Here is a 21,289-nt window from a genome sequence, read left to right as displayed (position 1 = left end):
CCATGCCGAAACCCAAGCACCTCTACCCCCTACCGGCAGGCCGCGACCCCGACGAACTCCGCAAGCCCATCCCCGGAACCGAACGCCTCGCCGCCGTCATCGACGCCGAAATACGCGCCACCCACACCGCGACAGAGGCAGCCTTCGCCCGCTGGCGGGCAGGCGTCGGCGACGCCCGCGCCCCGCAGCTCCTGTGGGACTGCTGGACACAGAACAAGATCAGAACCCGGACCCTGCGGAAACACATCGGCTCCATCTGGCAGACCAGCGACATCCCCGACTACTGGCTCACCCACGACCAGTGGCGGCAGCTGTTCCGCGCGGCCGGATACACCCACGTCCGCTACGGCAGCGCCGGCCCCGGGCTCATCAGCCACGAGCAGGGCGAGCCCGCCACACCCCCCACCCGCGCCATCCGCGTCTACCGCGGCGCCATCCGCGAACGCCGCGACGACTGGTCATGGACCGCCAGCCCCCACATCGCCGCCCGATGGGCCAGCGGCCGGCAGTACGGCCGCCCCCGCAGCACCGTCTGGACCACGACCGCGCCACCCGATCACGTGCTGTGCCGGATCGAACGCTGGGACCAGTACGTCATCGACACCCACGGACTCACCATCACCGAGCACAAGGAGAACCCCCGATGACCCGCGACCAGATCATCGCCGCGTACAACGCCAAGCTGTCCCGCATCCAGGCCAGCCGCACCTACAGCGACCACGCCAAGAAGGTCATGGCCGCCAAGGCGTACACCGAAGCGCAGGGCGCCATGGACAAGCTGAGGCAGCAGGAGGTCGACGCCATCGAGGGCCGCCGCGAGGCCCTCCAGCGGAAGATGTTCGGACGCGACAACGTCGCCGACGCGCAGACCGTCATCGCCCGCCGTGACGCCAACGACCGGGCCGCCAAGCTCGACAACCCGCGCCTGGCCGCCGAGCAGCTGCAGACCGCGCTCCGCGAGGGCGACACCACCATGGCGCAGGCCATCGCCCAGCGCGCCAACGAATGGGGCTGGAGCGACGTCCTCGGCACCTACGCCGACACCCGCCCCGGCTTCCGCGAGGCCGCCGAGGAATACAACAGCCTGCCCCAGACCAGCGGCAGCGACTGGAGCGTGCACCACAGCTTCGCCCACGTCGCCCCGCTGCCGTCCATCCTCGGCAACGCCAACATGGCCCAGGTCCTCGGCTACGCCGAGCAGAGCCTCGACGAGCCCGGCAGCCCGCTCCCCGTCGGTGGTGATGCCGCGTGAGCAACGTTGCCGACGCCATCAAGGCGGTCACGGCCGCCGAGCGGCGCAAGCTGCCCGTACCCGACGCGGTACGGGAAGCCGCCGCCGTCCAGGCCGCCGTTGCCGACACGGCCCGCCGGCCCGACCCGGAGCGGCCTGCCCTGCCCGAGGATGCGGCCAGCGTGCAGCAGGTCATCCGCGACCACGCAGCCGAGCTCCAGCTCCTCGACGTCACCCGCCGGGCGGCGAACCGGTTCCACGAAGAAGCCGACCACCGGTACGTGCAGGCCGTCCGCGCCGCCATCCCCGCGTGGATCGACGGCCTGCAGAAGGAGTACGCCGCCCTCGTCGGCGTCGTGCAGAAGGCCGCCGCCAGGCTGCCCGACGCCCTCGACCGGATCGACCCCCGCCGGATGGACTGGAACAACGCCGCTCACACGGCCGCGTACACCAAAGCGGAAGGCGCAGCCGTCCAGCTGGAACAGCTCATCTCCGACAGGGCCGACATGGTCAAGGTGGCAGGTGGAGACGGAGGACGGGACAACGCCCTGTTCGCCGTGGCCGCACTGCCCGAGCCGACCGTCGAGCAGGTGCTGACCGGCGACTGGAAGAGGCTCTCACCTGCCATCGCACAGTGGCGGGAGCTGAAGCAGCAGCCGGTCGCACGCTGGGTGTACCTCGTCAGGCAGCAGGAGTTGAGCCTGTCGCTAGCCACACCAGGTGAGGTCAGGCAGCGCGCTGCCCAGGTGGAGCGGTGGCGGGACGCGGGGCACGCCATGCGGTCGGCCCTCAGCCGCTCAGGGGCAGAGGCAGCAGTCAGGCAGCACCTCGCGGAGACGGCATAACCCATGATCTCGGCGTCAACGGCACCGATCCTGCAGGGCATGACAGGCATCGGACCCATGGTGCGGCAGCCGGCTACCTCTCGACCGCACCAGCGCCGACCGCCTGGCCCTGCCCCCACCCGACCGCCCTCCACTGGGTGTGGGCAGGGCACAGGCCACAGGCACAGCACACAGCACCAGACGAGTTCGGATCGATCTTCAGCAGCGAACAACAGAACAAGATCACAAAGCGTTGAAGCGAACCCAAACGATCAACGAGGGCGAACCGAGAGCAAGGGCAACGACGCAGGCTCTCTACCTGCACGAACGATCGTGATCATGCCTCTAACCTGCGGGAACACCCTGGGGGCCCAGCCCCTCCCCGGCCCCTGGCCAGATCGGGCAGGTATAGCCCCTGACTGTGGCTGACCCCTGAAACGCTCCCATGCCCCCGCTGACCTGCGGGTTTACCCAATACGCTGACGCTCCGTCAGAACGCTAGGAGGTACCGACCATGACCCATCTGAACGTTGCCGCAGGTCAGGACGCTGTATCCGTAACGCCCGTGCCGGATGGCCTGGACGAGTCGGGCACCCGGCTGTGGGAGTCAGTGGCCGACGGGTTCGACCTGGACGTGCACGAGCAGCTGCTGCTGCTGCAGGCCTGCCGCACGGCGGACCTGCTCGACCGGTTGTCCCTCGAGGCGGGCCGCGGCCGGCTGACGGTGCGGAACGCCAAGGGCGAGGAGGTGACGAACCCGGTCATCACGGAGCACCGGCAGCAGTCGCTGGTGCTGGCCCGGCTGTTGGCGTCGCTGAGGATGCCGTCGGGCGAGGAGGACGGCCGGCCGCAGCGCCGTGGCGGCGCCCGCGGCTCCTACGGTGTGCGGGCCGTCTCGTGAGGCGGCGCGTCGCGGGCTCCGGTGGTGGCCTGCCGGCTCACCTGGTCCGGTACGACTGGCGGGACTGGCGGCCGGAGCCTGACCCGGATGATCCGGCGCCCTGGTACAGCTGCTGGTACTTGGGCCTGTTCGACTGGCGGGAGGCTCGCCGGGAGTGGGCCACCGTCCGGGGCGTTGCTGAGCGCGCCCTGCCCGAGCAGGTCACCCCGCCGACGCCCGACCTGATCACAGCAGCGCAGCCTGAGCCTGCGCCGGATGCTCTCCCCAGGGTGAACCGGGCCACGGTCGTGCACCGGTCACGGCCCATCAAACTCCGCTGACGACCCCGCCCCCTTGGGAGATTGATCATGTACCGCGTGTGTTTCGTCTGTACCGGGAACATCTGCCGCTCGCCGATGGCTGCCCTGGTGTTCGGGGCGCTGGTGGAGCGTGCCGGCCTGGCCGGCCGGGTGGCGGTCGACAGTGGCGGCACCGCGGGCATGTTCGCGGGCTATACGGCCGATACGCGGGCGATCGCGGTGCTGGAGGCTGCCGGGTATCCGAGCGACCACACGGCCCGCCAGCTGCGGCCGCGCTGGTTGCGGACGCGGGATCTGCTGGTGGCTCTGGATGTCGGGCATGAGCGGTTCCTGCGGCGGATGGTCGACCGGCACGGCGGGGGCGAGGTGGCTCTGCTGCGCTCCTTCGACCCGGCCCTGCCGGACGGTTCGGGGCTCGGCGTGCCGGACCCGTACACCGGCGGGCAGGCCGCGTTCGTTGACTGCCTGGCCATGGTGGAGCCGGCCTGCCGCGGGCTCCTGCAGGACGTGCGGAGGCGCCTGGATCAGGCAGTCGCGGTCAGCTAGGGAGGGACGCAAAAAGGGGCCCCCGTCCGAACGCGCGGACGGGGGCCCCTGTACCCCTCTACGGGCACTACTTCGCAGGTGGGGGCCCTCTACCAAGGTCACTACCCGGGTAGCGGGCCCCCTCTACATCAGGCGCCCTCCGTGATCTCGCCGGAAGGGGTCTCCGTAGCGGGGTTCGTAGAGGGGGTGGCCTCTACCCGGCGTGCGGCGAGCAGGAGTTCAGCGGGCACGGCGGCCTCGAGGTCGCTCCTGCGGTAGCCGGCGAGGTTCTTCCCGTTCACCTTGACCTGCTTCGTGGTGCGGTCGACGCCCGCGGCCTCGAGTTCGGCGGCCAGGCGCTCGGCGTCCCAGTCGCCGTAGCGGTCCTCGTCGACGTTCACGAGCCGGTCGAGCAGGTCGACGGTGTGCATGCGGTCGGTGTGCCGCATCACGTCGAGGCAGTCGGACAGCACCGGGGCGATCGTCAGGCCCGCGGAGTCGGCGGCCGCGGTGACGTCGCCGACCGCGTCCCCGGTGAGCTGCCCGTGCTTCACCCGGAGGGCACGGCCGCGCTGGCACAGCTCGGTGAACCCGGTGCCGTCCAGGAAGTCGGCGAGCACCGTCACGAACGACGCGGGGCCCGTGACCAGCACACCCGTGCCCCTGTGCTCCTCGGACAGTACGGACGCGTCTGCGCCCTGGGCGGCCTTGCCCTTGCCCAGCACCATGTCAGAGCTGGTCTGGTCGACGACCTGCGTGCAGTACCGCAGGGTGATGATCTCCCGCAGCTTCGTCGGCACGCTGTCGGCGTCCGGGCGCTGGGAGGCGAAGTTGCTGACGAACCCTGCGGCGGGGCCACGGCGGGCGATCCTGCAGAGGTCGTTGATGACCTGGTCCCGGTCGTCCTTCTCCATCGCGGTGAAGTACTCCTGCAGCTCATCGATGGTCACGAAGATGACCGGCAGGTTGTACTTCTCCACGATCGCGGGCGTGAGCTTGCCCTCGGGGCACACTGAGACGGGCAGGCCGCGCAGCAGGACGAACCGGCGCTCCATCTCCGCCAGCAGCTCCTTCAGCATGGCCTTCAGTGCCTCGACGGCGTCATCCTCGGCGCCCATGACCAGCCGGTGCGCGACCGCCTTCATCGGCATCCAGTCGGCGCCGCCCTTGCCGTCGGCGACGTAGTGCCTGACGAAAGGGTCCAGCAGCCCGGCCGCGGTCATCAGCCGCTGCGTGAACGTCTTGCCACGCCGGGGCAGACCGCCGAAGAACAGGGACTGCCACATGACCGGCACGGTGATCCGGTTCCCGCGGGCGTCCCGGCCGAACGGGATCGGGTCCCAGATCGAGAACGTCTCCGCCTTCAGCAGCGGAGTGTTGTTCTTCGGCTCCCCGTCCAGCAGGTACGGGTCGTCGTCGGCAACCCACATCGACACCCGCCCGGCGTTGCCGCCGGCTGCCGCACGGACGCGGGAGGCGATGACCTGGATCTCGTCGACGCCCAGCTCGGCGGCGATCGTGGTGCGCTTGGCGAGGACGTCAGCGGCCGTCTTCCCGCCGCCCTTGGGCAGGTCGAAGATGACGGACCAGCCGCGGCCGTCGCGTACCGGGCCCATGACGCACGTGATGCGCGGTCCTTCGTCGTCGCCCTTGCCCTGCTTCAGCAGGCCCGCGGCGCGCAGGGCGTCGTTGAGCTGCTGGGCGGACATGTCGACCCGCAGCGGCGGCGTCGGGTTGTCGAGCAGCTGCGCGTCTTCACCCCGCCCGAGGTACGCCAGGGGCACGGTGACGGCTGCGGCGATGGCGGCCTGCAGCAGCGGCGGCGCCAGGTACCAGCCGACCGCGGTCGCGGCGACGGCGGTCGCGGCGGCGCCCCACCGCCAGCGGCGGGCCATGGTGCGCTCACGGTGCAGCAGCGCATACCTGACGGCCATGTCGACGTCCTCGGGCTGCTGCCTCACCTGCGCCCGCAGCGCCTTCACGGCCGCGCTCCGGTCGTGGGCGGTCAGCGTCGGCCACAGCCCGCGCACGGCCCGCCCAAAGCCCTTGACGGCCAGCCAGGCCATGCGCAGCGCGTACTTCGGCACCCGAAGAGCGTGGTAGCGGCAGTGCCACACGCACAGCCGGCCGAGCGCCGCGGTGTTGGCCTTCAGGGACGCCGCCGACCGGGCCCAAGCGGGCAGGACCGGGGTGTCGGGGACGGTGAGCCAGTCGGCGAGCGGGTTGTCGGCGCGGTCGACTGCCTCGACGACCGGGGCGTCGACGGCGGCGAACTCGTCCTCCCACTTGATCAGGGAGACCTTCGGCTTGGCGTGCCCGTTGACGGCCGCGATCAGGGATTCGGTCATGATGGTGATCTCCGGTTGCTCGATGGGTGATCGGGGCCCGGGGGCGGCTGGCTTCTTGGCGGTTGCGGGCCGCCCCCGGGGCGTAGCTATTTGCCGTGCTTGCGGCGCCGGGCCGTGTTCTCGATCCGCTCGATGCGGCGCGTCAGGTCGCTGATGTCGACGTCGGGGCCGGCGGCGCCACGCTTCGCGGCGCGGGCGATCAGGACGCCGATACGGGCCTTCTCGCCGAGGGTGAAGTCCGAGAACTCGATGTCGTCGGCCATGTCAGCCACGCTCCTTCTTCGCCTTGTGGTCCTCGCCCTGCCGCTGCGCCTGGTAGGAGCTGTCGACCTGCCAGCCCTTGGCGCCGCAGGAGCACCGGTACTCGTACTTGCGGCCGCCCCGGCAGGACATGACGGTGACCTGGTGGCTACTGGACATGGGTCAGTTCCCTTTCTGGAAGTCGCGCCACATGGAGCGCAGGATGAGCAGGCAAGCGGTGGCGCAGACGGCGCCGACGGCGATGGCCACGGCGAACAGGGCGCCGACCAGGCCGACGGAGACGACCACGCCCCCGATGACGACCCACTTCTTCGCGTCGAACCGCTGCGCCGGGGCGGCCGGCTGCTGCGGCTGCTGCTGGTTGAGGAGCTGCTGCGCGGCGAGGATGGCCACGATCTGACGGGTCAGCTCCGTGTTGTCGGCGGCCTCGACCGCCTCCCGGGCGGCCTTCTCGATGGCGCTCACGGCTGCCCCCCGCCCGGGCCAGCGAGGGCCTTCTCCCGGTCGTACAGGGCGTCGATGGTCTCCCACGACCCGGTCAGCTGGCGGGCGTTCATCTCGGCGCGCATGGCCTCCCTGAACTTCCGCTTCGACGGCGGCGGGTTGGTCGCGTACAGCTGCGCGGCGAGCAGCGCCACCGCCTGGTCGTTCGCAGCCTTCGCGGCCGTGCCGCCACCCGTGCCGGACGGCGTGCCGGACAGGTCGGAACCCCCCGTGCCAAGTGCAGGAACAGCCCCCGGCACACCCCCGGACAGCAGGGCCTCCAGGTCGCTGTCAGAGACCAGGCCAGGCAGCTCCCCAGCAGGCTCCGGCAGGGGGTGCTGCTCGATCACCTCGGCGTACCGCTCGTAGGCGTCGTGGGTGACGGTGACCGCCTCCGCTTCCGCCTCCCGCGTCGCCTTCAGGATCTCCGCCGCGGCCTTCGTCTCGTCGGCCCGTGTCGCGGCCACAGCCCGCGAGACGGCGATACGGTCACGGGTTGCGGCGCGGGTCCGGTCGATGGCGGCCTGCGCGCGGGCACTGATCCGGGTGCGGTCCCGGTCGATGGCCATCACCAGCGTCACCTTGGCCAGGACGGGGATCAGCGCGCCGACCGCGGCGGCCAGGACGTCACCGGCGAGCAGCCCGCGGGCGGCCAGCACGGCCACGGTCAACGGCAGGAACACCCAGCCGATCACCTTCGGCAGAGTGGCCTTGGAGCCCTGCCGGCGGTGCGCGGTCTCCTGCGCGAGGGCGTACAGCCAGACGGCGTCATACAGGGCGGCGACGCTGTACGCGAACGGGGCCGCGGCCTGGTTGGCGAGGATGCCGCCGATAGCGTCGATGGCCCAGGCCACGGCAATGCTGGTGAGGATGGACGGCAGCACCCAGGGTGTTGCCTTCTTCCAGTTGCTCATTCGCCCATCTCCTTGGGGGCAGCTGCGCGCACCACACGGTGCGACGCGAGACAAACGCCCTCGAGGTCACGCCGGTCGACGGCGTCGACCAGGGCGGCCATGAGGGCAGGAACAGGGGGGAGGGGCCGGGCCGACCGGCACGCGCGCAGGGCGGCATGCTCGGTCGGCCGGCGGACGGGCCACTTGGCCTTCATGCGAGGCCCTCCCGCAGGCGGATCGCCTCGGCGGCCACGGCCTCGATGCGGCTGGCGGCCAGGCGCAGGCCCTCGGCGACCGCGCGGCCGTCCTCCGCAGCAAAGTCGTGCTCCACGTCGACGATCAGGGAGATGACCGGCACCAGCTCCTTGAACGGAGCCCACGACACCCGGGCCTCCAGCATCGGCAGCCAGCCGTGCGTTTCCGTGGTCGCGCCGGCCTTCACCCGCACACTGTTATGGGTGAGGTCGTCGCGGTACGGGTCGCGCTGCCAGTGGTGCCCGATGCACCAGTCGGGCTCGACCAGCTCGACCGGGCCGTGGTCGACGGTGACGATCGTGATCGTGCGGGGGGCGCTCACTGGCCCTCCCCGGTGGGGAGGCTGACAGCCTCGGACCAGGTCTTGCCCTCGTCGAGGGCGGCCTGCGCCTGGTCGACGGTGACGTACCCGGTGACCGGGTGCTCGGCGAGCCGCTCCCGCAGGTACCGGGCGTTCCATGCCGGGCCCATGTCGGGACCGAGGTCGGTGTCGCCGAGGGCGCTGCGCAGGGCGAGCCGGGCGTACACGACACGGGCCGACAGCAGCCGGTCGTGCACTTCGGCGCCGCCGGTCGTCGCCGGATGCGGCAGGTCGATGGCCTCCAGGACCGCCGCGAGCAGGTCGCGGACATCGGCGTCCACGCTTACCACCCCCGGACGCGCATCGCACGACGCCGGGAAGCCGGCTTCGCGGGCAGCTGCGGAAGGGCCGGCGTCTCCTCGACGCGGGTGAGGTCGACCGACTCGACCTGCAGGTAGCGGGAGCGGTTCACGTTGCGGTTACGCCTGGGCATCAGACGGCACCGCCCTCGTGGCGCGCGGCCTGCTCCTTGTACTCGGCGCGGACCTCGACCAGGCGGCGGTGCGTCTCCCGCATCCGCTCGACCCGGGCGGCCAGCGTGTTGATGACCGTCTCCAAGCCGTCCGGGTCCAGGCCGTCGATGAAGTGGTCGTCGACCAGCTCGATCACCGCGTAGGGCAGCCGCTCGGACACCTTCGCCGACCACGGCTCGACCTTGATGACCGTGGACAGGACGCGGAACTCCTCGGGGGTGCCGTTCTCGTTGACCGGGAGGGTCAGGGACTCGTCCCAGAACCAGCACCAGATGTCCTCGCGGTACACGGGCCGCTCGGCGTCCCGCTGGTGGTTGATGGTGCAGCCCGTCATGCAGGTGTAGGTGAAGGGCTGGCCGGTGCGGCGGTCGGTGAGCGTCCACGTGCGCGGCTCGGCCGGCGCGGACATGTCCGCGGCCGTCGGCTGCGCGGGGATGCCGGCGAGAGCGGCGATGTGCTGACTGATGGAGGGCTGTACCTTGGTGCCCATGGTCTGACTCCTTGGTGATGAAGGGTCGGATCTAGGCGCTGCCGGTGTTCCCGCACCGGCAGTACGCCGTCTCACGCGTGTCTCACAGACTGTGTGCGCGTGAGCCCTTTCGGAGCCTCTGACCTGGGGTTTCTACTTGCGAATCAATCCCTATGCACACCATGGACGACAGGTATGGTGGCAGGCATGTCGTACGTTGGACCGGACTTCGATGCCCCCGAGCCCCGCCCCCCGCGGCGCGGGCCGCTGACGGTCGCGATCGCCGCCCTGGTGCCGGCCGCCCTGCTCGGCTGGCTGGTGTACGAGGCGGTGGCCGACACCGGCGGCAGACCGGCCGGCGCGGCACCCAGGACGGGCCCGCCCGCGGCCGCGCCCTCGGCGGACGACGGAAAGCTCTCCCCCTCCTCCCCCGCCCCGGCCCTGTCCGGCTCGCTCAAGGGAAAGGTCGTCCTCGTCGACGCGGGGCACAACCCCGGCAACTTCCGGCACACCGCCGAGATCAATCGCCCGGTGGACATCGGAACGGCCCGCAAGGAGTGCGACACCACCGGCACATCCACCAACTCGGGTTACACCGAGGCCCGGTTCACGCTGGACGTGGCGCGCCGGCTGCGCACGATCCTCGAACGGCAGGGCGCGACCGTGAAGTTCACCCAGGACGGCGACCGCGCCTGGGGCCCGTGCGTGGACGAGCGGGCGCGCATTGGCAACGCGGCGCACGCGGACGCGGCGGTCTCCGTCCACGCGGACGGCGCGGCGCAGGGCGACCGCGGCTTCCATGTCATCCTCCCGGCCTCGGTGCACAAGGGAACCGCCGACACCCGTCCCATCGTGGGCCCCTCGCGAGACCTGGGCGAACGCATCGAGGACAGCTTCACCCGCGTCACCGGGAGCAAGCCCTCGAACTATGTGGGCGACGGCACGGGTCTCGACGTGCGCAGTGATCTCGGCGGGCTCAACCTGTCCACGGTTCCGAAGGTGTTCATCGAGTGCGGCAACATGCGCGACAGCACGGACGCGGCACGCTTGACCAGCGGCGCGTGGCGGCAGAAGGCGGCGCAGGGAATCTCTGAGGGAATCGTGAGTTTCCTGCGCGGGTAACGATCACCCATGTGGACCCGGCGGACACCCCGGCCGGGCGGACGATAGTGTCGACCCTACGATGAGGGGCCGCCCACGCGCTTCGCACCGCGGCCCGAGGGCGACATGGTGACAGCGACGCCTCCACCGGCGAAGAGACGACAGACGAAGGACCCGAAGTGAATATCCGCTCCCTCACTAGAGGCGACGGCGTGGTGATCGGAGCAGCGGTATTGCTGTTCATCGCGTCGTTCCTGGACTTCTACTCGGCCGCGGGCTTCAGCGGCGCCTCGAACGCCTGGGACACCCTCGGTGTAGGCCTCGGCCTGTACATGGGTGGAGTCATCGGTGCCGCTCTGATCGTCGCCAACCGCTGCCTGCCGCAGCCACGCAAGATCGCCGGTCTGGACCTCGGGACGGTCGGCGCGGCGTTCACGATCCTCGCCGCGTGGAGCCTGTTCTGGTTCCTGGTGGACGTCCCGAGCAGCCTGGACGCCGGCTCCGGTCTCGTCCTCGGCTTCATCGCCGCCCTCGTGCTGGCCGGCGCCGCCATCGCCACCCCGCTCGTCCCGGCCCTTCAGGCCGCCCTCGTCCCCGCGCCCAAGCCCGCCGCGCCCCAGCCCTACGGCGCACAGCAGCAGACGGGCTACGGCTACCCGGGCGCCCAGCAGCCCTACGGCGGCCAGGCCCAGCAGACGCAGCCGTTCGGCGTTCAGCCGCAGCAGGCTCCCGCCCCGGACTTCTCGCCGTTCTGGTTCGCCGTGCCGGTGCCGCGTCCGCTGTACGCCGAGGACGGCTCGCCGACGCCGATCGCCGAACTCGCCCCGGGCACCTGGTACTTGGCGGTCGAGCAGCGCGGCTCCGCACTGGTGGCGCAGACGCAGGACGGCCGCCGTGGCGTGCTCCAGGACACGAGCGGTATCCAGCGCGGCTGAACGCCCTTCGCAGGAACGGCCCCTCGCCCCTTCCGGGCGGGGGGCCGTCGTCGTACAGTCGCACCTCGGCAGCGAACTGACGTAGCGTCAGTCATCGATGGTACGGAGGCGTGATGCGGCTGGGACTGGCGCTCGGCTACTGGGGCCGCGGGCCCGCGGCGGACCAGGTCACGCTGGCGCGGGAGGCCGAACGGCTCGGCTACGACTCCGTGTGGACCGCCGAGTCCTGGGGCTCGGACGCCTTCACCCCGCTGACCTGGATCGCCGCACGCACGTCGAGGATCAAGCTGGGGACGGCGGTCGCCCAGATGGCCGCGCGCTCCCCCACCGCCACGGCGATGCACGCGCTCACCCTCGATCACCTCTCCGGCGGGCGCATGATGCTCGGCCTCGGCCTGTCGGGGCCGCAGGTCGTCGAGGGCTGGTACGGACGGCCGTTCCCCGCCTCCCCGCTGACCGCGACCCGCGAGTACGTCGACGTCGTGCGCCAGGTGCTGCGGCGCGCGGCCCCGGTGACGCTGGACGGGCGCTTCCACTCCCTGCCCTATCGGGGCGCGGACGGCACCGGACTCGGCAAGCCGCTGAAGCCGATCACGCATCCGCTGCGAGCCGGCCTTCCCGTCCTGCTGGGCGCGGAGGGCCCGAGGAACGTGGCGCAGACGGTACGGATCGCGGACGGCTGGCTGCCGCTGTACTGGTCGCCGACCCGTCCCGAGGTGTACGAGGCGTCGCTGGCCGGGCTGCGGGAGACCGGCGGCGACGGCGGCCCGCGCCCCTTCCTCGTCGCGCCGATGGCCCGGGTCAAGGTCTGCGACGACGTGGCCGAGGGACTGCTGCCGGTGAAGGCGATGCTCGGCTTCTACATCGGCGGGATGGGCCACGCGGCCCGTAACTTCCACGCCGCCCTCATGGCGCGCATGGGCTACGAGGAGGAGGCGCACCGGATCCAGCGGCTGTTCCTGGAGGGCCGGCGGGAGGAGGCGGTGCTGGCCGTGCCCGACGCCTTCGCGGACGAGATCTCCCTCGTGGGGCCGCGCCCGCGTATCGCGGAACGCCTGGAGTTGTGGCGCAAGGGCCCGGTCACGGATCTGCTGGCCCTGTCCCCCGACCCGCACACGCTGCGGGTGCTGGCCGAGCTGAACGGCTAGGGGGTGTCCGGCAGTGCGCGCCGGAGACCCCCTCGGGCGGCACCGTCCCGGTCAGCCCCGGGCGAGCTGAGGGCTCGACGGGACCAGGGGCCGGACGGGGACGCCCGCGCTCTTTCCCGCGGCCTTCACCTTGCGGATGACGGCGTCGAAGGAGCCGACGGCCGACTCGTCGCCCTTGCGCAGCCTGCCCGGCAGGGACTTGAGGGAGTCGATGGACGGGGCGAGCGGGGCGATGGCCCGGGACAGCGCGGGGTCGCCCTGGGCGTTGCGCCGGGCGGCCAGGAGCCGGTGGTACGCGAACGAGCCCGCCAGGGCCGCCTTCACCAGCGCGGCGTTGCGTCCCTTCGCCTTCTTCGAGAACGCCCCGGCCTTCCACGGCTTCACGATCCACTGGTGGACCGCCCCGGCCGCGAGACCCGCGTTCACCGCGAATCGGGCCTTGGCGAGCCTCTGCCACTGCGCCGGGGTGCTCGGCGAGGGCGAGGGGACCGTGATGTAGGCGGCGACCTCCCGGGTGGCGCCGCCGCTCCCGCAGGCGACGACCCCGGCGATCAGGGTGCCGCACAGGGCGAGCGCCAGGGCGAAGGGGCGTATCGATGCCGGCACGGGCTCCTCCGGGTCGGGAAAGGCGACTGCTCCACCGGCAGCCTCACCCGTCGCGCGGGGCCGCGCCGCCCCGGAGGGGCCGATCGGGTGACGCCCTTGTCCCGCAAGGGTTTCGCGGGTCCTCCAGGGTTTCAACGAAGGGCGGCGGGCAATCCGGAGGACATGTCCCCTCGATATCGCAACGGTGCCAATCAAGCCGGCACGGTCATAGCGGTCGTCGCCGATGTCATGGCCCTCATCCTGGGCCTGTGGATCCTGATGTACCTGCTGGACGCGAACCCGGGCAACGCCCTGGTCCAGTTCGTCCACGACACCGCCACGTGGCTCGCGGGCTGGTCGCGTGACCTGTTCACCTTCGACAAGGCCTGGGCCCGCGTCGTCGCCGGATACGGTCTGGCCGCCGTGGTCTACCTCTTCGTCGGCCACGCCATCGCCAACCGCATCCAGCGCCACTGAGCCGGCGCCGGGAGGACCCGCCTCAGGCGGACAGGTAGGAGAAGAAGAGACCCTGCGGGTCGTACTCGGCACGCAGAGATCGCAGACGCTCCCAGTCGGAGGGCGTGAACGACCGGCGGGCACGCAAGGGGTCGGCGGTCAGGTCCGCCTCGCCGATGTAGTGCCCGGTCCCGAACGGCTCCACTGTGCCCATGGCCTCGCGCAACCAGCGCACGTTGGCCTCGTCGTGCGCCGGATCGTCCCAGATCGCGTACGGCACGGCGTAACTCGCTCCGAGCACGGAGAACGCCATGTTCCGCAGCAACTCGTCCTCCTGTGAAACCGGTGAGACGGGCGCCAGCACGATGGACTTCCCGGAGGGTGCCCCGGCGAACGCCTCGCCCAGTCGCACCAGGAGCGAAGCGTGGTCCTCGTTCGACCACAGCGTGTCGGCCGCGTAGCGGTGGTGTTCGGGCCATATGCCCGTGGAGGTGTCGTAGAGAGCGGCAAGAGACGTCGGCGTGTCGAGTTGCCGGGACAGCGGGCGCTCGGAGAGCGGGCAACTCCGCAGCGGGTGAAGGGCGCGAAGGGCCTCGGGGTGGGAGTTCGCGAACGCGGTGGCGGTGACGACGACCACCTTGGGCTGCGGGCCGGTCATCGCGCGGAATGCGTCCTGTGTGGCCAGTACGAAGGACAGCTCGACGTTCGCAGGCAGCTCACGCGCCGTCGCGGCGGCCCAGCGGGCCACGGGGCCGACTGCCTCGAGGGGGAAGACGTAGGAGGTCGTGGCGAGTGCGGTCGGTCGCGGTCGAAGACGGAGACGGAAGCCGGTGACGACGGCGAAGAAGCCGGGACCGGCTCCCCGCGCCGCCCAGAACAGGCCGGGGTGCTCGTCCTCGGTGCACCTGAGCACTTCACCGTCGGCCGTCACAGCGGTGATCTCCCGTATGCCCGCGCAGCCCGCTCCCCACAGACGGGAGTTCCAGCCGAGGCCGCCGCTGAGCAGGTATCCGCCCAGAGCGACGGAGGCGCAGTGACCTGCCGGGAAGGCGAGACCGTGCCGGGCGAGCTCCATGGCGAACCCACTGCCGATGACACCGGGCTGCACGGTCGCCGTCGCCGAGCCGGCGTCGATGCTCCACCGGTCGAGTCCGGAGAGGTCGAGAAGGACGCCTCCGTCCCGCAGTGATGAGCCGTACCAGCTGTGCCCACCCGCTCGGACGGCGACCTGCAGACCCCGGGCCCGGGCCAGCCCGAGGACTTCCGGGACATCCCGTTCGCAGGCGACCTTGACGATCACGTCGGGGTACCGGTCCGGCTTGAGTTCGTTCCAGACCGCGCTCGCACGGCTGGTCTCGTAGTCCGCGTCGCCCCTGCGCAAGAGCACGCCCTCGGTGCGTGGACGAGGGCTGCGTTCGCTCATGACGACCTCCTCGTGGCGACGGCCTCCGGACTGGGGCCCCTTCGGTCAGCCGGTGGTCAGACCGAAGATCGCGATGAACGCCAGCCAGCACATCACCACCACTGCGGCGCCTGCCACGTCGATGCGGAGGGATCGCCGCCGTCCGGGAACCAGCCAGAAGGTGAGGGCTCTGTTCACCAGCGGCATCAGCAGCCACGTCAGAATGCACACGCTCAGCACGTTCGAGATGAACAGGGCGAGATATCCGGGAACGCCGAGAGCATCGAGCGGGGGGCCCACCGTGATGTTGAGGATCTTGACCGTGGGATAGAGGGCCAGCACCACGGACATGGCCTGCTTCCAGTTGGGCGGAGCGCCCTCTTCCTCACCCTGCTCGAAGCGGAACCAGCTGCCGAACGCGGATCCGACCTTACGCACGTCGTAGGACACGAAGCTCTCTCGCCCTTCGTCGAGGAGCCTTCGGCGTTCGGGGGATTCAAGCCATGCGTCCAGGTGTTGACGGTTGTCGAAGCGGAAGACGGTGACCCATTTGTCCTGAACGCCCTTCACGGGCCGGAACAGCTCCGAGCCCATGAAGCCGGGGAACTTTCGCTGAGCCGCCAGGATCTTCTCCTGCCAGCCCGCAAACGCATGTTCCTGGTCGGGTCGCACGTCGTGCGAGATCACCGCGGTGACGGCGTCACGCACCGGAGTGCCGCCCGCGAGAACTTCCTGTGTCGGGGGTTCCTCGAACAGGGCGCTTGCCTCTTCGAGGAGTTCACGGCGCCTGCCGGAGCCCAGCCACGTGGTGAGCTGATCCAGACGGGAGAAGCGAAAGACGACGACCCACTCGTTGCCTTCGGCAGTCGGCGGGTACTGCTCCATGCCCTCGAACCCGTCGAATTCGCCTGCGGCCTCGTTCGTTCGATCCTGCCAGCGCCGGTAGTCGTCTTCACAACCCGGGCGCACCTTTTGGGAGGTCACGACGGTCGCGCTCTCGTTGTGGGAGCCAGGGGTTGCATGCGGACTCACCACTCCTAGAGTAGATAGAAGGCACATATGGCGCAAAAGTAGCGCCTGATCGGAGGCACCGAGATGGGACACAGGGAGTACCTGGCCACAGCGGCGCAACTGGCCACCGAATCCGTCGAGAAAGGCTGGGGCGGTCCGTTCGGTGCCGTGATCACCTGCGACGGCGAGATCATCGCTCGGGGACAGAACCGGGTGCTCCTCACGGCAGACCCCACCGCGCACGGCGAGGTGGAAGCGATCCGCAAGGCGATCCAGTTCCTCAACCCGGATGCGCCCACGGTCTCCGAAGAGCACCAGAACGAGTACACACTGGAGTTGGTGCCTCGTCCCGAGGGGTCCCCGGACATCCTGCCGGAGCGTGCCCGCATGCTCCAGGGGTGCTCGATCTACACGTGCGGCGCGCCCTGTCCGATGTGCATGAGCGCCATCTACTGGGCGCGGATGGACGCGGTCTACTACAGCTGTGACTGGAAGGCCACCAAGGACATCGGCTTCAGTGACGACTTCCAGTACGAGGACTTCCAGCGGCCGCTGGACCAGCGCAGCATCACCATCGAGCAGATGTACCCGGAGTTGGGTGACAGGGCCTACCAGGCGTGGCGCGACAAGCCGAACCACCATCCGTACTGACGGTCACGCCCCGGCCGCCGTGGAGACCTGACCGGGCCGCCATGGAGGCCTGATGGTCCGACACCGGCGTGACCTAGGCGCAGCAGTCCGGGTCCAGGCCCCGGGGCAGGCGTTCGCCGCCGAAGACCGCGCAGGTCGGTTCGTCGCCGCCCAGCGCCGCCACGGCCAGCAGCAGCGAACCCGCCGTCCAGGAGGTCAGCTCCCGCGGCCAGATCGCCCGGTCCTCGAAGACATAGCCCGTCCAGTAAAGGCCCGTCTCCGGGTCCCTCAGGTGCTGGATCGACTGGAGGATGCCCAGCGCCTGGTCGGACTCTCCCATCGCCCACAGCGCCAACGCGAGTTCGGCCGACTCGCCGCCGGTCACCCACGGGTTGGGGACCACGCACCGCACCCCGAGACCGGGTACCACGAAGCGCTCCCACTCCGCCTCGATGCGCTCCTTCGCCTCCGCGCCCGTCACGGCACCGCCGAGGACGGGGTAGTACCAGTCCATCGAGTAGCGGCCCTTGTCCAGGAACCGCTCGGGGTGCCGGCGTATCGCGTGCCGCAGCGCCCCCACCGCCAGTTCCCAGTCCGGCTGCGGCTCCTCGCGCTGCTCGGCGATGGCCAGGGCGCAGCGCAGCGCGTGGTGGATGGACGAGCACCCGGTCAGCAGGGCGTCCGAGAGGTCCGTGCCGTCGTCCTCCCGCTTCCAGCCGATCTGCCCCCCGGGCTGCTGCAGCCGGAGCACGAACTCCACGGCCCCGTACACCGTCGGCCACATCCGGTCCAGGAAGGTGTCGTCGCCGGTGGCCAGGTAGTGGTGCCACACGCCGACGGCCACGTACGCGACGAAGTTCGTCTCGCGGCCGCGGTCGGTGACGTGTTCCGGGTCGCCGTCGGCGTACGCCGCGTACCAGGAGCCGTCCTCGTTCTGGTGCCGGGCCAGCCAGTCGTACGCCTGCTCGGCCGCCGGGTGCTCCCCGGCCGCGTCGAGCGCCATGGCCGCCTCGACGTGGTCCCACGGGTCGAGGTGGTGCCCGCGGAACCACGGTATGGCTCCGTCCTCCCGCTGCACGGCGAGGATCCCGCCGACGGTCGCGGCGGCCTGCTCGGCGGTGAGGACCCCGGGCAGGACGAGGTGTTCCGTCCGGGGGGTCGTCACTGGGTGGCCGCCTCGGACTGCTCGGAGAGCCGCGGCAGGTGCGGCTTGGTCGCGTACGCCACGAAGCTCTTGCCGATCAGCGGGTTCAGCGCCTGTTCGGCGACCCGGGTGGCGAGCGGCTTCTTCATGATGTCCCAGACCAGGAGCTTGTGGTACGCGCGCACCGGCAGCGCCTTGTCGTTGTCGACACCGAAGGCGCACTTCAGCCACCAGTACGGCGAGTGCAGTGCGTGCGCGTGGTGCGTGCCGTACGGCCGCAGGCCCGCCCCCCGCATCTTCGCCAGGAGTTCGTCGGCCTTGTAGATGCGGATGTGGCCGCCCTCGACCTCGTGGTAGGCGTCGGACAGGGCCCAGCAGACCTTCTCGGGGCCGTAGCGCGGCACGGTGATCGCGATACGGCCGCCCGGCTTGAGCACCCGGACCATCTCGGCCAGGACGCCCTTGTCGTCCGGGATGTGCTCCATCACCTCGGAGATGATCACGACGTCGAAGGAGGCGTCGGGGAAGGGCAGCGCGAGGGCGTCTCCTTCCATGGCGGTCGCGGTGGCTCCCGCGGGGGCCTCACCGGCCTCCTTCATCGCCGCGAACCACCTGGCGACCTCTCGGATCTCCTCGCCGTTGCGGTCCAGGGCCACGACCCGGGCGCCGCGCCGGTAGCACTCGAAGGCGTGCCGTCCGGCACCGCAGCCGAGGTCCAGCACACGGTCGCCCGGGGCGAGCGGGAACCGGGAGAAGTCGACGGTCAGCACGTGGCCCTGCTTTCACGGTTGGAATCGACGTCGGTCACAAGTGCGGCACCGGCCGTCGCGGCTCCGGCACCGGGCGAGCCCAGGGGACGGGCGGCACGCGTGACGGCGGAACGGCCGGGGTGCGCCGCCACGGGGACGGCACTGCCGGCCATCGCCTCGCGGTACCGCGCCACCGTGCCCTCGGCCGCCCTGGCCCAGGTGAAGCGGCGCAGCACCCGCTCACGGCCCGCGACGCCGAGCCGTGCCCGCAGCTGCGGGTCCCCGAGCAGCCGGCCGAGCGCGGCGGCCAGCGCGCCGGCGTCTCCGGGCGGCACCGCCAGGCAGGTCTCGCCGTCGGGTCCGGCGACCTCCGGTATCGCGCCACCGGTGGTGGCCACCAGCGGCGTACCGGTCGCCATCGCCTCGGCGGCCGGCAGCGAGAAGCCCTCGTACAGCGACGGCACGCACGCCACCTCGGCCGAGCGCACCAGGTCGACCAGCTCGGCGTCCGAGATGCCCTTGACGAACTCGACGGCGCCCTCGAGCCCGTACCGCTCGATGGCCTGGGCGACCGGGCCGTCCTTCGCGCGCTTGCCGACGACGACGAGATGCGCGCCGGGGTGCTCGGTCCGCACCTTGGCGAGCGCCTCGATCAGGAAGACGAGTCCCTTGAGCGGCACGTCCGCGCTGGAGGTCGTCACGATCCGGCCCGGCACCTGCGGCACCGAGGGATCCGGCGAGAAGAGGTCGGTGTCGGCGCCGATGTGCACGACGTGGATACGGTCCCGGGAGACACCCAGGTGGCCCACGATCTCCTGGCGGGAGGTGCCGGAGACGGTGAGCACCGACGGCAGCCGGCGCGCCACCCGCTTCTGCATCCGTGTGAACGCGTACCAGCGCCGGACGGACGCCCTCCGCCGCCAGCCCTCGGCCGCGTCCAGCTCCAACTGCCGGTCCACGGTGATGGGGTGGTGGATGGTGGTGACCAGGGGGGCGCCCACGTCGCCCAGCAGTCCGTAGCCGAGCGTCTGGTTGTCGTGGACGACGTCGAAGTCGCCGCGCCGGGCGCGCAGATGCCGTCGGGCGCGCAGCGAGAACGTCAGCGGCTCGGGGAAGCCGCCGGTCCACATCGTCGCGACCTCGAGGGCGTCGATCCAGTCGCGGAACTCCTCGCGCCGCGGGGTGCGGAAGGGGTCGGGCTGGCGGTACAGGTCCAGGCTCGGCAGTTCGGTGAGGGAGAGACCCGCGAGGTCCTCGCCCTCGTCGAGCACGGGGTACGGCTGCGCGCCGATGACCTCGACCCGGTGGCCGAGCCGGGCCAGCTCGCGCGAGAGGTGACGTACGTACACGCCCTGGCCGCCGCAGAACGGGTTTCCCTTGTACGTCAGGAGCGCGATGCGCAGCGGGCGTTCCCCGTCCGCGGCCGAGCCCTCCCCGGGACCGGCCTCCCTGGCCTCAGCGGTCACTCTCGGCCCCTTCTCCCTGCGATTTCCCGCGAGATTACGACGGGACGGTAATCTAGAACAAGTTTCAGACTTGATCGTTGAAGAGGCTCTGAATCTACCGGCAGGTAAGGGCAGTGTGAGCAGGGGATCGGGTGATTCGCGCCACGGCGCGGGCCCCTGCCATGCCGTCTGAGCTGTGCGGTCATTCCCCCTCACCCACGGTCACGGAACACGGAACGGGACCCATGCCTGCGGAAGCCAAGGTGCCATCCAGTACCGCACGGCCGGCGGTGCAGCCGGCCTCGCCCCCGCTCACCGAGCGGCAGGAGGCGCGCCGCCGCCGGATCCTGCACGCAAGCGCGCAGCTGGCCGGCCGGGGCGGTTTCGACGCGGTGCAGATGCGGGAGGTCGCGGAGTCCTCGCAGGTGGCACTCGGCACCCTCTACCGCTACTTCCCGTCGAAGGTGCATCTGCTGGTCGCGACCATGCAGGACCAGCTGGAGCACCTGCACCGCACCCTCGGGAAGAAGCCGCCGGCCGGTGAGACGGCGGCCGAGCGGGTGGCGGAGACGCTGATGCGCGCCTTCCGGGCGTTGCAGCGCGAGCCGCATCTCGCCGACGCCATGGTGCGCGCCCTGACCTTCGCCGACCGCAGTGTCTCGCCGGAGGTGGACCAGGTCTCCCGGCAGACGACGGCGATCATCCTGGATGCGATGGGGCTGGAGGACCCGACGCCGGAGCAGCTGGCCGCGGTCCGCGTGATCGAGCACACCTGGCACTCGGCGCTGATCACCTGGCTCTCGGGGCGCGCCTCCATCGCCCAGGTCAAGATCGACATCGAGACGGTGTGCCGGCTGATCGACCTCACGCGTCCGGCCGTCGGGCGGGACTAGGGCACGAAAAAGACCTACGAGACAAGTTCCGACCGTTTTCCGATCTTGCGATCTTCCAACGTTTTTTCGCTCGACCGTCGATGTCGGCCCAAGCGGAAATCGTAACTTCACGCCAAAGTCGGCTACTCCGGTTGAACGTCTTTGCTCATCCCGTAGGCACTTATCAGTGTAGCTCCGACCCCTCCGGATGGAAGCCCCCAGACCTTGATTTTTTAGCCTATTTCGGGCATCTAGTCCTCCGGCGGGAACACCGGTTCCCGGCTTCCCGCCAGCGTGATCAGGATCGCCTCCACCGGGCAGTTCTCCGCCGCCTCCAGGACCGGCTCACCCGCGTCGGCGTCCGGTTCGACGGGGTGGGACTGCCGGGCGGAGTCGAGCCGGAAGGCGTCGGGCGCCCGGTGGACACACTGCGCGGAGCCGATGCACAGGCCGCGGTCGACCTCGATGTGCCAGCGGTCGCCCATGCC

Annotated in this window: 27 protein-coding genes; 11 read left to right on the top strand and 16 right to left on the bottom strand. The window is 70.8% G+C overall.

The genetic code is table 11. The annotated features are described in order from the left end of the window. Positions 1-2 precede the first annotated feature (2 nt). From LZ604_RS05330 to LZ604_RS05310, 5 genes are all read left to right on the top strand, one after another. Positions 3-647 carry a hypothetical protein gene (locus tag LZ604_RS05330; RefSeq protein ID WP_234512987.1) on the top strand — a complete coding sequence of 215 codons (645 nt, stop codon included), beginning with the start codon at positions 3-5 and terminating at the stop codon, positions 645-647. Then, positions 644-1,252 (top strand): hypothetical protein, encoded by a 609-nt coding sequence (locus LZ604_RS05325; protein ID WP_234512986.1) that lies wholly within the window; start codon positions 644-646, stop codon positions 1,250-1,252. Before LZ604_RS05330 ends, LZ604_RS05325 begins: the two co-directional genes overlap by 4 nt. Further along, entirely contained in the window at positions 1,249-2,076 is an 828-nt protein-coding gene (locus LZ604_RS05320; protein ID WP_234512984.1) for a hypothetical protein, read from the top strand. The genes LZ604_RS05325 and LZ604_RS05320 overlap by 4 nt, the downstream gene beginning before the upstream one ends. Before the next feature lie 493 nt (positions 2,077-2,569). Further along, positions 2,570-2,956 (top strand): hypothetical protein, encoded by a 387-nt coding sequence (locus tag LZ604_RS05315; RefSeq protein WP_234512982.1) that lies wholly within the window; start codon positions 2,570-2,572, stop codon positions 2,954-2,956. A gap of 344 nt (positions 2,957-3,300) precedes the next feature. After that, positions 3,301-3,801 (top strand): low molecular weight protein-tyrosine-phosphatase, encoded by a 501-nt coding sequence (locus tag LZ604_RS05310; RefSeq protein WP_234513109.1) that lies wholly within the window; start codon positions 3,301-3,303, stop codon positions 3,799-3,801. A gap of 128 nt (positions 3,802-3,929) precedes the next feature. On the opposite strand, the gene LZ604_RS05305 is transcribed toward LZ604_RS05310, so the two are convergent. The 9 genes from LZ604_RS05305 to LZ604_RS05265 form a co-directional block, all read right to left on the bottom strand. Then, a complete protein-coding gene (locus tag LZ604_RS05305; protein WP_234512980.1) occupies positions 3,930-6,128 on the bottom strand; it encodes an FtsK/SpoIIIE domain-containing protein in 2,199 nt (732 codons plus the stop codon). An 86-nt stretch (positions 6,129-6,214) separates the two neighbouring features. Next, positions 6,215-6,391 (bottom strand): DUF6257 family protein, encoded by a 177-nt coding sequence (locus LZ604_RS05300; RefSeq protein ID WP_234512978.1) that lies wholly within the window; start codon positions 6,389-6,391, stop codon positions 6,215-6,217. 1 nt (position 6,392) lies between these two features. After that, entirely contained in the window at positions 6,393-6,548 is a 156-nt protein-coding gene (locus LZ604_RS05295; protein ID WP_234512976.1) for a hypothetical protein, read from the bottom strand. 3 nt (positions 6,549-6,551) lie between these two features. Next, on the bottom strand, positions 6,552-6,854 hold the full coding sequence (locus tag LZ604_RS05290) for a hypothetical protein (protein ID WP_234512975.1): 303 nt from the start codon (positions 6,852-6,854) through the stop codon (positions 6,552-6,554). Then, positions 6,851-7,786, bottom strand: coding sequence for a hypothetical protein (locus tag LZ604_RS05285; RefSeq protein ID WP_234512974.1), 936 nt, complete (start codon positions 7,784-7,786; stop codon positions 6,851-6,853). Before LZ604_RS05285 ends, LZ604_RS05290 begins: the two co-directional genes overlap by 4 nt. A gap of 190 nt (positions 7,787-7,976) precedes the next feature. Then, entirely contained in the window at positions 7,977-8,342 is a 366-nt protein-coding gene (locus tag LZ604_RS05280; RefSeq protein WP_234512973.1) for a DUF6907 domain-containing protein, read from the bottom strand. After that, positions 8,339-8,662: a hypothetical protein gene (locus LZ604_RS05275; protein WP_234512972.1), complete on the bottom strand. Its 324-nt coding sequence runs from the start codon at positions 8,660-8,662 to the stop codon at positions 8,339-8,341. Before LZ604_RS05275 ends, LZ604_RS05280 begins: the two co-directional genes overlap by 4 nt. 2 nt (positions 8,663-8,664) lie before the next feature. Next, entirely contained in the window at positions 8,665-8,814 is a 150-nt protein-coding gene (locus LZ604_RS05270; RefSeq protein WP_234512971.1) for a hypothetical protein, read from the bottom strand. Continuing rightward, positions 8,814-9,344 (bottom strand): DUF6907 domain-containing protein, encoded by a 531-nt coding sequence (locus LZ604_RS05265; RefSeq protein ID WP_234512970.1) that lies wholly within the window; start codon positions 9,342-9,344, stop codon positions 8,814-8,816. Before LZ604_RS05265 ends, LZ604_RS05270 begins: the two co-directional genes overlap by 1 nt. A gap of 186 nt (positions 9,345-9,530) precedes the next feature. On the opposite strand from LZ604_RS05265, the gene LZ604_RS05260 reads away from it, so the two are divergent. From LZ604_RS05260 to LZ604_RS05250, 3 genes are all read left to right on the top strand, one after another. Beyond that, on the top strand, positions 9,531-10,445 hold the full coding sequence (locus tag LZ604_RS05260; protein ID WP_234512969.1) for an N-acetylmuramoyl-L-alanine amidase: 915 nt from the start codon (positions 9,531-9,533) through the stop codon (positions 10,443-10,445). Between the two features lie 158 nt (positions 10,446-10,603). Continuing rightward, entirely contained in the window at positions 10,604-11,359 is a 756-nt protein-coding gene (locus tag LZ604_RS05255) for a DUF5336 domain-containing protein (protein WP_234512968.1), read from the top strand. Positions 11,360-11,472: 113 nt separating this feature from the next. Beyond that, positions 11,473-12,507: an LLM class F420-dependent oxidoreductase gene (locus LZ604_RS05250; RefSeq protein ID WP_234512967.1), complete on the top strand. Its 1,035-nt coding sequence runs from the start codon at positions 11,473-11,475 to the stop codon at positions 12,505-12,507. 51 nt (positions 12,508-12,558) lie between these two features. On the opposite strand, the gene LZ604_RS05245 is transcribed toward LZ604_RS05250, so the two are convergent. After that, positions 12,559-13,113 carry a hypothetical protein gene (locus tag LZ604_RS05245; RefSeq protein ID WP_234512966.1) on the bottom strand — a complete coding sequence of 185 codons (555 nt, stop codon included), beginning with the start codon at positions 13,111-13,113 and terminating at the stop codon, positions 12,559-12,561. A gap of 162 nt (positions 13,114-13,275) precedes the next feature. Here LZ604_RS05245 and LZ604_RS05240 point away from each other — a divergent pair, with 162 nt between their 5' ends. Beyond that, positions 13,276-13,569, top strand: a complete 294-nt coding sequence (locus tag LZ604_RS05240) for a hypothetical protein (RefSeq protein ID WP_234512965.1) — start codon at positions 13,276-13,278, stop codon at positions 13,567-13,569. 22 nt (positions 13,570-13,591) lie between these two features. Here the strand turns inward: LZ604_RS05240 and LZ604_RS05235 are convergent, their stop codons facing one another. Continuing rightward, entirely contained in the window at positions 13,592-14,971 is a 1,380-nt protein-coding gene (locus LZ604_RS05235) for an FAD-binding oxidoreductase (RefSeq protein ID WP_234512964.1), read from the bottom strand. A gap of 45 nt (positions 14,972-15,016) precedes the next feature. After that, positions 15,017-16,054 (bottom strand): antibiotic biosynthesis monooxygenase, encoded by a 1,038-nt coding sequence (locus LZ604_RS05230; protein WP_234512963.1) that lies wholly within the window; start codon positions 16,052-16,054, stop codon positions 15,017-15,019. Here LZ604_RS05230 and LZ604_RS05225 point away from each other — a divergent pair. Beyond that, positions 16,046-16,612: a nucleoside deaminase gene (locus LZ604_RS05225; RefSeq protein ID WP_234512962.1), complete on the top strand. Its 567-nt coding sequence runs from the start codon at positions 16,046-16,048 to the stop codon at positions 16,610-16,612. The two genes, LZ604_RS05230 and LZ604_RS05225, sit on opposite strands and share 9 nt — an antisense overlap. 73 nt (positions 16,613-16,685) lie before the next feature. Here the strand turns inward: LZ604_RS05225 and LZ604_RS05220 are convergent, their stop codons facing one another. From LZ604_RS05220 to LZ604_RS05210, 3 genes are read right to left on the bottom strand one after another with little or no spacing between them, the layout of a single operon-like run. Then, complete coding sequence (locus tag LZ604_RS05220; RefSeq protein WP_234512961.1) at positions 16,686-17,756, bottom strand: prenyltransferase/squalene oxidase repeat-containing protein; 1,071 nt, start codon at positions 17,754-17,756, stop codon at positions 16,686-16,688. Further along, positions 17,753-18,505, bottom strand: coding sequence for a class I SAM-dependent methyltransferase (locus LZ604_RS05215; RefSeq protein WP_234512960.1), 753 nt, complete (start codon positions 18,503-18,505; stop codon positions 17,753-17,755). Before LZ604_RS05215 ends, LZ604_RS05220 begins: the two co-directional genes overlap by 4 nt. After that, positions 18,499-19,950 carry a glycosyltransferase family 4 protein gene (locus LZ604_RS05210; RefSeq protein ID WP_234512959.1) on the bottom strand — a complete coding sequence of 484 codons (1,452 nt, stop codon included), beginning with the start codon at positions 19,948-19,950 and terminating at the stop codon, positions 18,499-18,501. Before LZ604_RS05210 ends, LZ604_RS05215 begins: the two co-directional genes overlap by 7 nt. A 224-nt stretch (positions 19,951-20,174) precedes the next feature. On the opposite strand from LZ604_RS05210, the gene LZ604_RS05205 reads away from it, so the two are divergent. Next, positions 20,175-20,822 (top strand): TetR family transcriptional regulator, encoded by a 648-nt coding sequence (locus tag LZ604_RS05205; RefSeq protein WP_234512958.1) that lies wholly within the window; start codon positions 20,175-20,177, stop codon positions 20,820-20,822. Positions 20,823-21,052: 230 nt separating this feature from the next. Here the strand turns inward: LZ604_RS05205 and LZ604_RS05200 are convergent, their stop codons facing one another. Then, on the bottom strand, positions 21,053-21,286 hold the full coding sequence (locus LZ604_RS05200) for a ferredoxin (protein ID WP_234512956.1): 234 nt from the start codon (positions 21,284-21,286) through the stop codon (positions 21,053-21,055). Positions 21,287-21,289: the final 3 nt, after the last annotated feature.

This window comes from Streptomyces glomeratus (assembly GCF_021462825.1).
In the GTDB taxonomy this organism is placed as follows: domain Bacteria; phylum Actinomycetota; class Actinomycetes; order Streptomycetales; family Streptomycetaceae; genus Streptomyces; species Streptomyces glomeratus.
The sequence above is the reverse complement of the archived record's forward strand: the minus strand, read 5'-3'. Positions and strand labels throughout refer to the sequence as shown.